This window comes from Devosia sp. T2-14, assembly GCF_055397495.1.
Map to the genome: position 1 here is coordinate 2,006,127 of NZ_AP027921.1, position 14,940 is coordinate 2,021,066.

General features: G+C 63.9%; 14 protein-coding genes. 9 read left to right on the forward strand and 5 right to left on the reverse strand.

Features of this window, described 5'->3' with window-relative positions; translation table 11 throughout:
- Window positions 1-12: 12 nt before the first annotated feature.
- Together ACZ5WT_RS09870 and ACZ5WT_RS09875 are read right to left on the reverse strand one after the other, a co-directional pair.
- Window positions 13-1,074, reverse strand: coding sequence for an AbrB family transcriptional regulator (locus ACZ5WT_RS09870; RefSeq protein WP_464283621.1), 1,062 nt, complete (start codon window positions 1,072-1,074; stop codon window positions 13-15).
- Window positions 1,075-1,104: 30 nt separating this feature from the next.
- On the reverse strand, window positions 1,105-2,274 hold the full coding sequence (locus ACZ5WT_RS09875; protein WP_464283622.1) for a M20 aminoacylase family protein: 1,170 nt from the start codon (window positions 2,272-2,274) through the stop codon (window positions 1,105-1,107).
- A 225-nt stretch (window positions 2,275-2,499) separates the two neighbouring features.
- Between ACZ5WT_RS09875 and ACZ5WT_RS09880 the strand changes: the two genes are divergently transcribed.
- The 9 genes from ACZ5WT_RS09880 (at window position 2,500) to bglA (ending at window position 11,509) form a co-directional block, all read left to right on the forward strand.
- On the forward strand, window positions 2,500-3,258 hold the full coding sequence (locus tag ACZ5WT_RS09880; RefSeq protein ID WP_464283623.1) for an electron transfer flavoprotein subunit beta/FixA family protein: 759 nt from the start codon (window positions 2,500-2,502) through the stop codon (window positions 3,256-3,258).
- A complete protein-coding gene (locus tag ACZ5WT_RS09885) occupies window positions 3,258-4,184 on the forward strand; it encodes an electron transfer flavoprotein subunit alpha/FixB family protein (RefSeq protein WP_464283624.1) in 927 nt (308 codons plus the stop codon). Before ACZ5WT_RS09880 ends, ACZ5WT_RS09885 begins: the two co-directional genes overlap by 1 nt.
- Window positions 4,185-4,247: 63 nt before the next feature.
- Window positions 4,248-5,432, forward strand: a complete 1,185-nt coding sequence (locus ACZ5WT_RS09890; RefSeq protein WP_464283625.1) for an amino acid aminotransferase — start codon at window positions 4,248-4,250, stop codon at window positions 5,430-5,432.
- A gap of 82 nt (window positions 5,433-5,514) precedes the next feature.
- Window positions 5,515-6,168 carry a fructose-6-phosphate aldolase gene (fsa, locus tag ACZ5WT_RS09895; RefSeq protein WP_464283626.1) on the forward strand — a complete coding sequence of 218 codons (654 nt, stop codon included), beginning with the start codon at window positions 5,515-5,517 and terminating at the stop codon, window positions 6,166-6,168.
- Between the two features lie 103 nt (window positions 6,169-6,271).
- Window positions 6,272-7,351, forward strand: a complete 1,080-nt coding sequence (locus ACZ5WT_RS09900) for an Mrp/NBP35 family ATP-binding protein (protein WP_464283627.1) — start codon at window positions 6,272-6,274, stop codon at window positions 7,349-7,351.
- A 64-nt stretch (window positions 7,352-7,415) separates the two neighbouring features.
- On the forward strand, window positions 7,416-7,661 hold the full coding sequence (locus tag ACZ5WT_RS09905) for a hypothetical protein (RefSeq protein WP_464283628.1): 246 nt from the start codon (window positions 7,416-7,418) through the stop codon (window positions 7,659-7,661).
- Window positions 7,662-7,757: 96 nt separating this feature from the next.
- Window positions 7,758-9,071: a GH1 family beta-glucosidase gene (locus tag ACZ5WT_RS09910; protein WP_464283629.1), complete on the forward strand. Its 1,314-nt coding sequence runs from the start codon at window positions 7,758-7,760 to the stop codon at window positions 9,069-9,071.
- A 70-nt stretch (window positions 9,072-9,141) separates the two neighbouring features.
- Complete coding sequence (locus tag ACZ5WT_RS09915) at window positions 9,142-9,807, forward strand: UPF0149 family protein (protein WP_464283630.1); 666 nt, start codon at window positions 9,142-9,144, stop codon at window positions 9,805-9,807.
- Between the two features lie 31 nt (window positions 9,808-9,838).
- The gene (gene bglA, locus ACZ5WT_RS09920; protein ID WP_464283631.1) at window positions 9,839-11,509 is read left to right on the forward strand and encodes a beta-galactosidase BglA; all 1,671 of its coding nucleotides are present in this window, start codon (window positions 9,839-9,841) and stop codon (window positions 11,507-11,509) included.
- A 76-nt stretch (window positions 11,510-11,585) separates the two neighbouring features.
- Here bglA and ACZ5WT_RS09925 read toward each other — a convergent pair whose 3' ends face one another.
- From ACZ5WT_RS09925 to ACZ5WT_RS09935, 3 genes are read right to left on the reverse strand one after another with little or no spacing between them, the layout of a single operon-like run.
- Window positions 11,586-13,145 carry a dipeptide ABC transporter ATP-binding protein gene (locus ACZ5WT_RS09925; protein WP_464283632.1) on the reverse strand — a complete coding sequence of 520 codons (1,560 nt, stop codon included), beginning with the start codon at window positions 13,143-13,145 and terminating at the stop codon, window positions 11,586-11,588.
- Window positions 13,132-13,971 (reverse strand): ABC transporter permease, encoded by an 840-nt coding sequence (locus tag ACZ5WT_RS09930; RefSeq protein ID WP_464283633.1) that lies wholly within the window; start codon window positions 13,969-13,971, stop codon window positions 13,132-13,134. Before ACZ5WT_RS09930 ends, ACZ5WT_RS09925 begins: the two co-directional genes overlap by 14 nt.
- The gene (locus ACZ5WT_RS09935; protein WP_464283634.1) at window positions 13,968-14,921 is read right to left on the reverse strand and encodes an ABC transporter permease; all 954 of its coding nucleotides are present in this window, start codon (window positions 14,919-14,921) and stop codon (window positions 13,968-13,970) included. Before ACZ5WT_RS09935 ends, ACZ5WT_RS09930 begins: the two co-directional genes overlap by 4 nt.
- Window positions 14,922-14,940 lie beyond the last annotated feature (19 nt).

The window sequence follows — 14,940 nt, forward strand, 5'->3', positions numbered from 1 at the left end:
TTCGGCCCGGTCTTATTGCGTGATTATGGCGGCCTCACGCCGTCGGATCCACACTACCGCCGCAGGAATGGCAAAGGCCAGCGCCAGGAGCCGGATGACGTGATGCCCGGCAATGAACGCGGTGTCGTAGCCCAGGGCGATGCCCAATGCGCCCATGCCCTCAAGCGCGCCAGGCGCCAGACCGAGCCAGACCTGGCCGAATGGCAGGTCGACGAGTTCGCTGACGGCGTAGGAGGTGGCCGTGACAATGCAGACCATGAGCCCGGTGGCGACCAATCCTCCCCGGACGGCGCCAAACAGTTCGGAGCGCGTGACCCCGACAAAGCGCGAGCCGATCAGCGCGCCGGTCAGGATGAAGGTGATGGTCATCAGGGGACCGGGCATGTCGGCGGTGTAGAGACCGGCGAGTTTTGCCGCGGTAGCCGCCGCCATGGAGCCGAGCACGAAGCTGGCCGGAACCTTGAGCTTGCGGAACACCAGCCCCACCGCGACGCAGCCCGCCGCAATGGCCAGCAATTCCCAGACCGTGAGCCAGTCGCGGGAGGCGGGCGCCGGCAGGTGTTCGCCGGGCAGCAGCAGCGCGCCGATGGGCACGCAGATGATCAGCACCAGCACCCGGAACACCTGGATGACGAGGATCTGCCTGGCATTGCCCACACCCGAAGCCGCAATGCCCAGGATCAGCGACAGGTGGCCGGGAAAGGAGCTGAGATAGGCCGTGCCGGCATCGAGCTTGAATAGCTTCACCAGCATCCAGCCGGTCAGCCAGATGATAACGGCGGTTTCGATCAGCAGGGCAGCAATGCTCACCGGCCAGCTGGCCAGCAATTGCAGGCTGTTGGGATCAACGCTTGCCCCCATCGACATGCCGATCAGGACGAAGGCCACGTCGCGCAGCCAATTGGGAAACTCCACGGCCAGGCCCGCCATGGCGGCCAGGGTAACGGCCACGGCGCCACCCATCAGCCAGCCGCCGGGCATGCCTCCAAAGGTGGCGATTCCGCCACCGGCCGCGGAGAGCGCTAGCGCGAAGAGGACCGGCACAATCCTGGCCGAGAGGGACGAAGCGGGCACGGCAAGCTTTTCATCTGGGAGCGGGAGCGATTAGCCGACGGGCAGCGCCTTTTCGGCCAGCTTCACCCAATAGGTGGCGCCGACCGGAATGACGGCGTCGTTGAAGTCGTAGGTATCGGTGTGCAGTTCGGAGCTGTCGCCATTGCCCACGAAAATATAGGCGCCGGGGCGCTCATTGAGCATGAAGGAGAAATCCTCCCCGCCCATCGAAGGGGGCGTATCGGCATCGACGCGGTCCTTGCCCACCACCTCGCGGGCCACTTCGGCGGCAAAAGCGGTCTGCTCGGGCGAATTGACGGTTACGGGATAGCCGCGCGCATAGCGCACGGTTGCCTCGGCGCCGAAGCTCTTGGCGAACTGGGGCACGAAATCTACCAGGCGCTGTTCGATCTGGTCCTGCACGGCACCATCGAGCGTGCGCACGGTGCCGGTGATCTTGGCGCTCTGCGAGATCACGTTGTCGGCCTCTCCGGCCTCGACCATGGTCACCGACAGCACCGCATTGTGCAGGGGATCGACATTCCGCGATACGATCGACTGCATCGCCACGATCATGTTGGCGGCGACGATGATGGGGTCGATCGTGGTCTGGGGGCGGGCGGCATGGCCGCCGCGACCGACGATGTCGATGTAGAAGCGGTCGGTGGCGGCCATGATGCCGCCGGGGCGGATGCCGAAATGGCCGGCAGGCATGCCGGGCCAGTTGTGCATGCCGTAGAATTCGCTGATGCCAAAGCGATCGACCAGCCCGTCATCGAGCATGGCCTTGCCGCCGGCGCCGCCTTCTTCAGCCGGCTGGAAGATGAGGGCGATGCGGCCGTCGAAATTGCGCGTCTCGGCCAGATACTTGGCCGCGCCCAGTAGCATGGCGGTGTGTCCGTCATGGCCGCAGGCATGCATCTTGCCGGTGATGGTGCTCGCATAGGCGCGGTCGGTCTTTTCGGTCACCGGCAACGCATCCATGTCGGCGCGGAGGCCGATGGTGCGGCCCGATGTGTTGGAGCGGCCATTGATGATGCCGACGACGCCGGTGCGCCCGATGCCTGATATCACCTCGTCGCAGCCGAAGGCCCTCAGCTTGCTCTCGACGATGCCTGCCGTGCGCACGACCTCGTAGAGGATTTCCGGATGCGCGTGAAAATCCTGCCGCCACTCGGTGATTTCGTCGTGGAATTCGGCAATGCGATTAATGACGGGCATGGGTGGTCCGGGATTTTGGGATTTGGGTCAGTGTCGCTGGCCCAATCAGCGGCGTCAACCTTACTGCATCGGATTGAATGGGGCGAGGGGTGTATTGGCGAACCGTCGTAAGGCCCCGGCACCCTTTTCCAACAATCGCCTTCGCAGTGGCCCAAATTTCTCCGGGCGCGGCTTGCCCGGGCGCGGCTATTTTGTAATGACACCGGCAACTTGCCGGAGATGCCCATGAAAATCCTGGTCGCCATCAAGCGCGTCGTCGATCACAACGTGCGCATCCGCGTTCGGCCCGATGGCAGCGGGGTCGAGACCGAGGGCGTGCGCCTCTCGATGAACCCGTTCTGCAAGCATGCGGTGGAAGCTGCCGTGCAACTCGGCGAGGCGGGGCATGGCGATGAAATCGTCGTCGTCACCATCGGCCCCAAGACCGCCAATGACGTGGTGCTGACCGCGCTCGCCATGGGCGCCCATCGCGGCATCCTGATTGAGACCGATGCGGCGCTCGAGACGCTGGCCATTGCCAAGCTGCTCGCCAAGGTGGTGGCCGAGGAAAATCCCGATATCGTGCTGCTGGGCAAGCAAGCCGTCGATGACGACAGCAATCATGTCGGCCAGATGCTGGCGGCGCTGACCAACCGCCCGCAGGCGACGTTTGCCTCCGAGATCAAGGTAACGGCCGAAGGGCTGGAAGTGACCCGCGAGGTCGATAGCGGCCGCGAGACCGTTGCCGTGGCGCTGCCCGCCATCGTGACGGCGGACCTACGCCTCAATACGCCGCGCAATGCGGCGCTGCCGATGGTGATGAAGGCGCGTTCCAAGCCGCTGGCGGCGCGCCCGGCGGCTGAATTCGGGGTGGACCTGACACCGCGCCTCACCATCGAGAAGGTATCTCCGCCCGCCGAACGCGCGGCTGGCAGGACGGTGGGCTCGGTTGCCGAACTGGCCGCATTCATTGCCGCCGATGTCGCCGAGATGGAGGCCCTGTGATGACCGTTCTCGTTCTCGCCGATCATGATCTTGGCATTCTGTCGCCAGCCACTGCGCGCGTCGTGCACGGGGTGCGCGAACTGGGCGCGGTCGATGTGCTGGTGGTGGCTGATAACGCCGCGGTGGCGCAGGCCGCAGCTGCGCTGGAAGGTGTGGCGAAGGTGCTGACCGCCCGCGGCGACCAGCTGGCAGATGGGCTCGAAACCCTGCTGCACAACCTGGCTGGAGGCTATGACTATGTGGTCGCCAGCGCCGCCAGCGTGGGCAAGGACGTGATGCCGCGGCTGGCCGCAAGGCTTGACCTGATGCCGGTGACCGACGTTGTCGAGATCCTGGGGCCCAACCGCTTCGTGCGGCCGATCTATGCCGGCAACGCTGTGCAGACCGTCACCGACAGCCAGAATAAGCATATCCTCACGCTGCGCGCTTCGGCGTTCCGGGCGGCGGGGGCGGGCAATGCGGCGCCCATCGAGGCGATCGACAGCCCGGTTGTTTCGGCGGCAAAGCTCATCGCCAGCCACCGCACCGAAAGCGATACGCCTGACCTCGCCACGGCACAGATCGTCGTGGGCGGCGGGGTGGCGCTGGGCTCGGCCGAGAACTTCAAGCTGATCGAAACGCTGGCGAAAAAGCTGGGTGCGGCAATTGGCGCGACGCGGGCGGCGGTGGATGCCGGCTACGCCCCCAATGACTGGCAGGTCGGCCAGACCGGCAAGATCATCGCCCCCGATCTCTATGTTGCCATTGGCATTTCCGGTGCACTGCAGCATCTGGCCGGAATCCAGGGCGCCAAGAAGATCGTGGCCATCAATACCGACCCCGAGGCACCGCTGGTCAAACTGGCCAATGCGGCTCTGATCGGCGATCTGTTTGAAATTGTACCGCAATTGATTGCCGAGCTGGATAAGGCCGGTCTCAAGCGCTGATCTGATTGCAAATTCTCACCCGCCGCCTATAAAGACGGCGCTTTCCACCGGAACGATCCCGACATGTTTGAGACCCTTACCAAGGCCCCCGGCGACAAGATCCTGGCGCTCATGGGCGAATACGCGGCCGACCCGCGTCCCACCAAGATCGACCTTGGCGTCGGCGTCTACAAAGACGAAAAGGGCGTTACCGCCGTGATGACCGCCGTCCGCAAGGCGGAAGAGCGGATCCTGGCCAACGAAAAGACCAAGACCTATCTCGGCATTGCCGGCAACAAGGGCTATGGCGCTGCCGTGCTCGACCTGGCGCTGGCCGACAGCGTTGACCGCAGCCGCGTGCGCATCGCGCAGGCGCCCGGCGGCACCGGCTCGCTCTGGGTGCTGATGCAGCTGGTCAACCGCGCCCGTCCAGGCGCGACCGTCTGGGTGTCCGACCCGACCTGGCCGAACCACAACCCGATCGCCATCAATTCGGGCCTCAAGGTCCAGACCTATCCCTATTTCGACACCGAAACGCGCGGCGTGAAGTTCGCCGACATGCTGGCGGCGCTCGACAAGCTGGGCAAGGACGACGTCGTGCTGCTGCACGGCTGCTGCCACAACCCGACTGGCGCAAACCTGACCAACGAACAGTGGGACCAGGTCGCGGCGAGTCTCGCCCGCACCGGTGCGCTGCCCTTCATCGACCTGGCCTATCTCGGCTTCGGCGATGGCCTGCTCGAAGACGCCTATGGCACCCGCAAGGTGATCGCCTCGGTGCCCGAAGCGCTGATCGCGTTCTCGGGCTCGAAGAATTTCGGTCTCTATCGCGAACGCGTCGGCGCTGCCATCCTGATCGCACGGGACGCTGCCCAGGCCGATATCGCCCAGTCGCAGCTGCTCAACATCATCCGCGGCGCCTATAGCCAGCCACCCGATCACGGTGCCGAAATTATCCGCACCATCCTCGAGGATGCCGAGCTGCGCGCCGAGTGGGAAACCGAACTCAACCAGATGCGCGGCCGCATGATCCGCCTGCGCGAAAAGCTGAGCGCGGCCATCCGCCAGAAGTCCAACTCCGAAGATTTCGACTTCATCGCCGCTCACCGCGGCATGTTCTCGCTGCTCGGTCTGGAAAATTCGGTTGTCGAGCACCTTAAGGCAGAGAACGGCGTCTATATGATTGGTGACAGCCGTATCAACGTCGCAGGGATCCCCGAAGACCGTATCGACGACCTCGCTGACGCGATGCTCGCCGCCATCAAATAAGGCTGGCAAGTGACCTTGCAGCCAGGGTTTGCCGTGCTACATCTTTGTAAGTAGCGGGCACGTACTGACACAGGAGGGAACCATGAAGTTCTTTGTCGACACTGCAGAAATCAAGGACATCAAGGAGCTCTACGAGACCGGTCTGCTTGATGGTGTGACCACCAATCCCTCGCTCATCGCCAAGTCCGGCCGTGACTTCAAGGAAGTGGTCAAGGAGATCTGCGCTATCGTCCCCGGTCCGGTTTCGGCCGAAGTGGCGTCGCTCGAATATGACGGCATGATCGCCGAAGGCGAAGTGCTGGCTGCCCTGGCGGACAACGTCGTGGTGAAGCTTCCGCTGACCCTTGCTGGCCTCAAGGCCACCAAGACCTTCAAGGAACGCGGCATCAAGACCAACGTCACGCTCTGCTTCTCGGCCAACCAGGCCCTGCTGGCAGCCAAGTGCGGCGCGACCTATATCTCGCCGTTCCTTGGCCGTCTGGATGATATCAACCTCGATGGCGTCGAGCTGATCGAGAATATCCGTATCATCTATGACAACTACGCCTTCGACACCGAGATCCTGGCTGCTTCGATCCGTTCGCCCAACCACGTGACCCAGGTCGCGCTGGCCGGTGCCGATGTCGCCACCATCCCGCCGGCAGTCATTCGCAAGCTGGCCGATCACCCGCTGACCAACGCAGGTATCGACGGCTTCCTGAAGGACTGGAAGGCAACCGGCCAGTCGATCCTCTAGGGACACGACTTCGCCGCGACAATCCGGGGTCTCGCCTGCTGTCGCGGCGAGACCTTTTTCTTTATGTTCAAGCGGACTTCGATAGGGTCCGTAGGTAAAAGCCATGGCCGATATCGAACTCGCCGCCGCCATCAAGTCAGCTCTGGCCGCCGTGGAAATTCCCGGCGGCGGTGATCTGGCGGGGTATGGCGGCCTCTCCGATATTATCGTGACATCCGGCGCGGTGGCTTTCGCCATCGCGGTGGCGCCCGGCATGGAGGCCGCCTTTGGCCCCGCCCGCGACGAGGCCGCCGCAGTGGCGCAGAAGATTGCCGGTACTCGCAAGGTTATGGTGTCGCTGACCGGCGGCAAGCCGCCGCCGAAATCCGGCCCGACCTTTTCGCATGGCAAGCCTGTGCCGCCCGGCAAAACACGTGTGCCCGGGATCAAGCGCATCATCGCCGTCGGCTCGGGCAAGGGCGGCGTGGGCAAATCGACGACTGCGGTCAACCTGGCATTGGCGCTGAGCGCCGGCGGGCTGCAGGTCGGCATTCTCGACGCCGATCTCTATGGACCGTCCATTCCCAAGCTGATGGCTCTCGAGGGCCAGCCAGCGGTGCGCGAGGACGGCATTTTCTCCCCGCACGAAGCCTATGGCATCAAGGCCATGTCGATCGGCTCCATGCTGACCAAGGATCAGGCCGTGGTATGGCGCGGCCCGATGGCGACCTCGGCCATGCGCCAGCTGCTGCGCGAAACCGACTGGGGTGAACTCGACGTGCTGGTCATAGACCTGCCGCCGGGGACCGGCGATATCCATATTTCGCTGTTCCAGCAGGCCGTAGTCGATGGTGTGGTCATCGTTTCCACTCCACAAGACCTGGCGCTGATCGACGCCAAGAAGGCCATCGACATGCTGCGCAGGCTCGACGTGCCGCTGCTCGGGCTGGTCGAGAACATGAGCTACTTCATCGCGCCCGATACCGGCACGCGCTATGACATTTTCGGCACCGGCGGCGCCGAACGCGCAGCCGCCGAATTGCAGATGAACTTCCTGGGCGCAATCCCGCTGGTCATGTCGATCCGCGAGGGGTCCGATGCGGGCCGTCCGCCAATGGTGGCGAGCCCCGAGGGTGCGGAGGCCAATGCCTATCGGGCGATCGCGCAGGCGGTCCTCAAGGCGGGACCGGGCTTGAAGGGGTAGGGGCCAATCGGTGCGCCTGTTGCGGGCGCGCCGTTCATCATTTGTTAAGGGCGAGCCGCCACCCTTGGGCATGGCCAAGGTCGCTGATACATCCAGATATGGCATGATGATGCAGTCGCGCGCCAAGCGCCGCGCCATCATCGATGAGGGCATGCTGCGCTCGCAGGCGATGCGCGATTCCATGACGGCCAATATCAATAGAACGGCGGCTGCGCAGGTGGTGACCACTGAAATGCAGCTGCGCAGCAATGCTCAGGCGGCGGCCAAAGCCAAGTCTGCATCCATGAGTAAGTTGAACAAGCTGGCCTGATAGTCTGTTCTTTCGTTAATGCAATCGATTGCATGAGCCGCAAACCTGCGTTATCTGGCTTGGGTAACGGCGAAAATGCCGGCCAGAGGAGCGCTAATGTTCTCAGTTGATCGCAAGGACTTTGGTCCGGGTTTCACGTTTGGCGTCGCCACGGCGGCCTATCAGATCGAGGGCGGCCAGCGCGACGGGCGCGGTAGCTCGATCTGGGACACATTCTCAGCAACGCCCGGAAACGTCGCGAACGGGGATACCGGTCTCAATGCGTGCAATCACTATGAGCTCTGGCCCGGCGACCTCGACCTGATCCGAGATGGGGGCTTTGATGGCTACCGGTTTTCGTTTGCCTGGCCCCGGCTGATCCCGGAAGGCACTGGCGCGGTTAATCAGGCTGGGCTCGATTTCTATGACCGGCTGATCGACGGCATGCTTGAGCGCAATCTCAAACCCTATGCCACGCTCTATCACTGGGACCTGCCGTCGCCGCTGCAGGACAAGGGCGGCTGGATGAACCGCGACATTGCCGGCTGGTTTGGCGACTATGCCGCGCTGGTGGCGCAGAAGTTCGGCGATCGCCTGCACGCCACGGCGACCATCAACGAGCCCTGGTGCGTCGCGTTTCTCAGCCATTTCCTCGGCATACACGCGCCGGGTTATCGAGACATGCGCGCGGCGGCGCGGGCCATGCACCATGTGCTGTTTGCCCATGGCACCGGGATTGATGCGCTGCGCGCCAACGGAGCCAAGAACCTCGGCATCGTGCTCAACCTCGAAAAGTCGGAAGCGGCCTCGCAAAGCCCCGAGGACCTGCAGGCGGCCAATCTGGGCGACGCCATGTTCAACCGCTGGTATCTGGGCGGGGTGCTGAAAGGCAAGTATCCCGAGGAGATCACCCAGTGGCTGGCGCCCTACCTGCCGAAAGATTTTGAGCGCGACATGGAAGTGGTGTCCCGTCCGCTCGACTGGTTGGGGATCAACTATTACACGCGCGGCATCTACAAGGCGTCCGACAAGCCGGGCCAGCCGATGGAGCAGGTCAAGGGCCAGCTCGAAAAGACCGAGATGGGCTGGGAAATTTATCCGCAGGGCCTGACGGACCTACTGGTGCGCGTCTCCAACGAATATACCAAGATCCCGCTCTACGTGACCGAGAACGGCATGGCCGAGGTCGAGGGCGACGATGACCCGCGCCGCGTGCGCTACTACGACGATCACCTCAAGGCGGTGGTGAACGCGCGCGAGCAGGGCGCCGATGTGCGCGGCTATTTCGCCTGGTCGCTGCTGGACAATTACGAATGGGCAGAGGGCTACAACAAGCGCTTCGGCATCGTGCATGTCGACTACGATACGCAGCAACGCACACCCAAATCGAGCTACCGCGCCTTTCAGGGCATGCTGCACAATACCCGATAGTCCGTTGCTTTTGCGCGGCGGTGAGGGCAGATCATGGATGGTCTGCCCTTACCACTGAACGGATTTCCCCTTGGACGAACTTGCCGAACTGTCTGAAAGCCAGCTCCGCCTCGACACCATGCTGATCGCTCTTGGCGATGACGGCATGACCCTGAGCCAGCTCGACGGCTATCTGTGCGGCGTTGCCGCAGCGCCCGAACCCATCGCGCAGGAAGAATGGCTGCCGCTGGTCTGGAGCGGCGAGGCCGGTGAAGCGCCGTCGGTCAACGAGGCCGAGCTGACCGCCCTGATCATGGCGCGCTACGAGGAAATCACTGCCGAGCTGAGCGAAGCGCGCTACGAGCCGCTCTACGAGGTCGATGACGACAATCCCGAGGACGTGCTCTGGGAAATCTGGATCATGGGCTTTGAAACGGCGATGAGCCTGCGCCTGCCCGCGTGGGAAAAGCTGCTCAAGAGCCATCAGGAGTCGCAGGCGCAGGAAGCCGCCTTTGCTGTCATGTCGCTGCTCGGCGCCGTTGATCCCGAACAGGATGCTGCTGCCCAGAGCGATCCCGAATTCCTCGCCTTCGTCGAGGATGCGCCGCGCATCATTCCCGAAATTGCGGCAACCCTCTATCGTGCCCATCGCCTGACGCCGAAACAGACCCCGATCCGCAGCGATGCGGTCGGACGGAACGATCCATGCCCTTGCGGGTCGGGCCTGAAATACAAGCGCTGCCACGGCGCCAACTGACGAGCCGCATCAACCCTCCTCGGAGATCCAGATGACTGCCAACACGATGATGACCGAGACCAAGACGACGGACGAGCAAGCCATCGACAAGGACTGGTGGCGGGGGGCGGTCATCTACCAGATCTATCCTCGATCCTTCCAGGATCAGAACGGGGACGGCGTCGGCGATCTGGTTGGTATCACCAGTCGGCTCGACTATGTCGCCGATCTGGGCGTCGACGCCATCTGGCTTTCTCCGGTCTTCACGTCGCCGATGAAGGATTTCGGCTACGACGTCTCGGACTATCGCGGGATCGACCCCAGCTTCGGCACGCTGGAAGACTTCGACCGGCTGGTGCAGAAGGCCCATTCGCTGGGCCTCAAGGTGATCATTGACCAGGTGATTTCGCACTCGTCGGACAAGCATGCCTGGTTCGCGGAATCGCGACAGTCGCGCACCAATCCGCGGGCCGACTGGTATGTGTGGGCCGATCCCAAGCCCGACGGCACCCCGCCCAATAACTGGCTGTCGATCTTCGGCGGTTCGGCCTGGCAGTGGGACTCCAGGCGTATGCAGTATTACATGCACAATTTCCTGGTCTCCCAGCCCGACCTCAACTTCCACAATCCCGACGTGCAGGATGCGCTGCTGAGCGACATGCGCTTCTGGCTGGAACGGGGTGTCGACGGGTTCCGGCTTGATACGGTGAACTTCTATTTCCACTCGACGGGGCTGGAATCCAACCCGGTGGTCAAGCCCGAGGATTTCAACGCCTCGACCGCCCCGGCAGTGAACCCCTACAATTTCCAGGAACACCTGTTCGACAAGTCGCGGCCGGAAAACCTGGTCTTTCTCGAGCGCCTGCGCGCGCTGATGGACGAATATCCCGGCAAGACTACGGTCGGTGAAATCGGCGACAGCCAGCATCAGCTTGAGGTGATGGCGCAATATACGTCGGGCGACCATCGCCTGCACATGGCCTACACATTCGACTATCTGGGCGGCGAGTTCTCAGCCGAGCATTTCCGCAAGTCGATCGCGGCTACGGAAGCCTCGGCGCCCGATGGCTGGATCTGCGTGGCGTTTTCCAACCATGACGTGGTGCGCCATGTCAGCCGCTGGGCGGTGCATGGGCAGGAAGCGGCCTTCACCCGGCTGGCCGCGACGCTGATCCTCACCATGCGCGGTTCGGTCTGCCTCTATCAGGGCGAGGAACTGGGCCTCAAGGAGGCCGAACTGGCCTTCGAGGATCTGGTGGACCCCTATGGCATCGAGTTCTGGCCGCAGTTCAAGGGACGCGACGGATGCCGCACGCCGATGGTGTGGCAGGCCCATGCGGCCAATGGCGCGTTTTCGACGGCCAACCGCACCTGGCTGCCCGTACCGGCCGAGCACCTGCTGCATGCGGTGGACACCCAGGACAAGGTCGACGGCTCGGTGCTCGAATTCTACCGCGCCTTGCTGATTTTCCGCCGGGCCCACCCGGCGCTGGCCAAGGGCAAGATCGAACTGATCGAGGGCACTGGCGATGTGCTGGCCTTCGTCCGCTCGGACGGCAACGAGCGGCTGGTCTGCGTCTTCAACATGAGCGAGCAGGCGGCGGACTTTGTGCTGCCGGCCGGCATGGTGGCGCGCGATGCCGGCTGCCCGGGCGTGACGGCAACGCCAGTCGATGGCCGCATCGCGCTGGCGCCGTTTGGGAGCTATGTGGGGGTGGTGTGAGCCAGCCTCACGCCCTCGTGGTTTGAGGCGCTGAAGAAGCGCACCTCACCATGAGGGCTACTGCGTCATCCACCTTCTACGCGATCTCGGGGAGGCGCGCAGCTACCAGGTCGCGGGTCAGGCGGTGCTGGGGACGGGCGAAGATCTGTTCGGGAGCGCCTTCTTCGACGATCCTGCCTGCTTCCATGACCAGCACCCGATCGGCCATGGCGCGCACCATGTCGAGGTCGTGGCTGATGATGAGATAGGTCAGGCCGAAATCGGCCTGGAGCCCGGCCAGCAGGTCCAGCACCTCGCCGCGCACCGAGACATCGAGTGCGGAAACGGGCTCGTCCAGCACGACCAGCTTGGGCCGTGTCACGAGGGCCCGGGCGATGGCGAGGCGCTGGCGCTGGCCACCGGAGAATTCGTGCGGATAGCGTTCGAGCATGGCGGTGCTGAGGCCAACGGCGGTGACAGCCTGCTCGATCCGGCCGCGCGCGGCATCGCGCTCCAGCCCGGTTTCGAGCCGCAGCGGTTCGCCCACGGAATCGGCGACCGTCAGGCGCGGATTGAAGCTGCCGAACGGGTCCTGGAACACGAGGCTGATGTCGCGCCGCAGGGCGCGGGGCAGGTTGCCGCCGTGATAGGACACGCCGTCGAGCCGGATTGTGCCGGCGGTAGCCTTGTCGAGACCGACGATGATCTTGGCCAGCGTGGTCTTGCCACACCCCGATGGCCCTACCAGTGCCAGGCATTCTGCGCTGGCGACGGAGAAGGTCGCCTTGTCGACGGCCCGTAAGGGCTTGTCGGCCCAGAACAGCGTGCCGCCCTGGCGATAGTCGCGGGTAATGCCATCGACTTCGAGCAGGGTCGGACCCAGCGCTGGACGGGACTGCGTCCGGACGTCAAAGCGCGATGCCGCAACCAGGCGCTGCGTGTAGTCTTCACGTGGCGCGGCAAACAGGGTGGTGGCCCGGCCGGTTTCGACCAGCTTGCCCTTATGCATCACGGCGACGCGAGTGCAGAGGGCACCAACGGCTTTGAGGTCGTGGCTGATGAACAGTAGCGCCATCTGCCGCCGGGCGCAGATCTCGGCGATCAGGTCGAGCACCTTGCGCTGGGTGATGAGATCGAGCGCCGATGTCGGCTCGTCTGCAATGAGTATGTCAGGCCGGCTTGCGAGGGCCATGGCGATCATCACGCGCTGGCGCTGCCCGCCCGAGAGCTGATGGGGAAAGCGCTCGCCGTGCCGCAGTTCGAGACCCACTTCTTCAAGCAGATGCGGCAATTCGAACTGCGCCGCGCCGTGATAGGCATTGAGACGCAGGGATTCCTCGATCTGTTCGCGCACCCGCATCAGCGGATTAAGCGCGGTCATCGGCTCCTGAAACACCATGCCGACACGCTTGCCGCGCAGCCGCGCCATCTCGCGCTCGGATTGGGGCAGGGGTTGGCCATCAAGGGTAATGGTGCCGGTGGATGCTGCCCCTTCGGGCAGCAGGCCCGTGACCGCCAGCGCCGTCAGCGTCTTGCCCGATCCGCTTTCGCCGATAATGCCGAAGCGTTCACCCGGCTCCAGCGAAAAGGTGACATCGCTGACCGCCTCGGTCGCACCGAAACGGACGGAAAGCCCAGAAACTTCAAGCAATGACATTGTTATTACCCTGCCGGAGACGCGGGTCGATGGCGTCGCGCAGGCCATCTCCGGCAATGTTGAGTGCAATGACGATCAGCACGATGCAGACCCCAGGCACCAGCGTCAGCCAGGGGTGGAGCAGGAACACGCTCTGGGCGTCGCGCAGCATCAGTCCCAGGCTCGTTGCGGGCGGCTGGGTGCCCAGCCCGACATAGCTCAGCCCCGCCTCGGCTAGTATGCCGAGTGAAAGCTGGATCGTGCCCTGCACGATGATGAGACTCATTATGTTGGGCAGCAGGTGCCGATAGGCAATCATCGCATTGCCCAGGCCGGCCAGCCGACCGGCCGCCACGAAATCCAGCGTGGCAATGCTCAGTGCCCCGCCGCGCGCCACCCGCGCGAAGACCGGAATGTTGAAGATGCCGATGGCCACAATGGCATTGACTGCGCCGGGACCCACCAGCGTGGTGATGAGGATGGCCACGATAATGGCCGGAAAAGCGAAGATGAAATCGGCGAAGCGCAGCACCAGCCATTCGATCGGCCCGCCCCAGGCGGCAGCGGCAAGGCCCAGGGGCACACCGATGCCCGCGCCGATGGCGACGGCAATCGCCGCGACCAGAAAGCTGGTCCAGGTGCCGGCCATCACCAGCGAAGCCATGTCGCGGCCGAGATTATCGGTGCCCAGCCAATGCTCGGGACTTGGACCCTGGTAACGTATGGGCACATTGATCAGCTCGATGGGATAGGGCGTCCACACCAGCGAAATCAGCCCGATGGCCGCAAAGATCAGCGTGGCGATCAGCCCGATGACCAGGCTGGGATGATTGAGCAGTCGCCTCATGACGTGCCCCTTTCCCGCAGGCGCGGGTCGACCAGGGCATAGGCGATGTCGGTGAGCAGCATGGTGGCGGTGACCGTCACGATAAGAATGATGGTGGCGCCGCTGACCAGGATCAGGTCGCGCTCGGAAATGGCAGTGAAGATCAGCTTGCCGAGCCCCGGCAGGTAAAAGACGTTTTCCACGATGATGGTGCCGGCAACCAGATAGGCGAATTGCAGGCCGAGGATGGTCAGCACCGGCAGCAGCGCATTGCGCACACCATGCCGCCAAACTGCTTCGCCCATGGTCAGACCCTTGGCGCGGGCTGTGCGGATATAGTCCTGGCTGGTCACATCGACCAGAGCGGTGCGCATCACGCGGGCGAGGATGGATGCCTGCGGCAGGGCCAGCGCCAGGCTAGGCAGGATCAGCCCGCGCAGGGCCGCGCCGCCATCCTCGTTCCAGGGGATGAAGCCGCCAGTGGGCAGCCAGCGCAGGGTCACGGCAAACAGCAGGGTCAGCAGCATGCCGAACCAGAAATTGGGGATGGCCACCCCGGTCTGTGCGGCGACCATGAGGATGGTGTCGAGCGGCTTGCCGCGCTGGCGCGCCGCCAGAATGCCGAGGGGCAGGCCGACGACGATCGAGATGATCATGGCAAAGATGGAGAGAGGCAGAGTTACGCCCAGACGCGCCCAGATCAGGTCTGCGACCGGTGCCCGCTGCGTGTAAGACATGCCGAAATCGCCGCGCAGCATGCCCAAGACCCAGCTGATGAAGCGCTCATGGGCCGGTGCGTCCAGCCCCATCTGCGCGCGCAGCCGCGCGACCGAGTCTGGGGTGGCATTGATGCCGAGGATAAACTGCGCCGGGTCGCCCGGCAGCAGGTTGAGCAGGTAGAAAATGACGAGGGCGGCAACCAGCAGGGTTGCCGCGAAGCCAAGAAAGCGGCGGAGGGCGAAGAGGATCATACGGAAATCCGGGACCGGA

Bases quoted from the DNA above. Each gene is read 5' to 3' on its own strand.
- ACZ5WT_RS09935 (WP_464283634.1), bottom strand. From the start codon at position 14,921: ATGATCCTCTTCGCCCTCCGCCGCTTTCTTGGCTTCGCGGCAACCCTG.
- fsa (WP_464283626.1), top strand. From the start codon at position 5,515: ATGAAGTTCTTTGTCGACACTGCAGAAATCAAGGACATCAAGGAGCTC.
- ACZ5WT_RS09890 (WP_464283625.1), top strand. From the start codon at position 4,248: ATGTTTGAGACCCTTACCAAGGCCCCCGGCGACAAGATCCTGGCGCTC.
- ACZ5WT_RS09930 (WP_464283633.1), bottom strand. From the start codon at position 13,971: ATGAGGCGACTGCTCAATCATCCCAGCCTGGTCATCGGGCTGATCGCC.
- ACZ5WT_RS09925 (WP_464283632.1), bottom strand. From the start codon at position 13,145: ATGTCATTGCTTGAAGTTTCTGGGCTTTCCGTCCGTTTCGGTGCGACC.
- ACZ5WT_RS09910 (WP_464283629.1), top strand. From the start codon at position 7,758: ATGTTCTCAGTTGATCGCAAGGACTTTGGTCCGGGTTTCACGTTTGGC.
- bglA (WP_464283631.1), top strand. From the start codon at position 9,839: ATGACTGCCAACACGATGATGACCGAGACCAAGACGACGGACGAGCAA.
- ACZ5WT_RS09900 (WP_464283627.1), top strand. From the start codon at position 6,272: ATGGCCGATATCGAACTCGCCGCCGCCATCAAGTCAGCTCTGGCCGCC.
- ACZ5WT_RS09885 (WP_464283624.1), top strand. From the start codon at position 3,258: ATGACCGTTCTCGTTCTCGCCGATCATGATCTTGGCATTCTGTCGCCA.
- ACZ5WT_RS09880 (WP_464283623.1), top strand. From the start codon at position 2,500: ATGAAAATCCTGGTCGCCATCAAGCGCGTCGTCGATCACAACGTGCGC.
- ACZ5WT_RS09875 (WP_464283622.1), bottom strand. From the start codon at position 2,274: ATGCCCGTCATTAATCGCATTGCCGAATTCCACGACGAAATCACCGAG.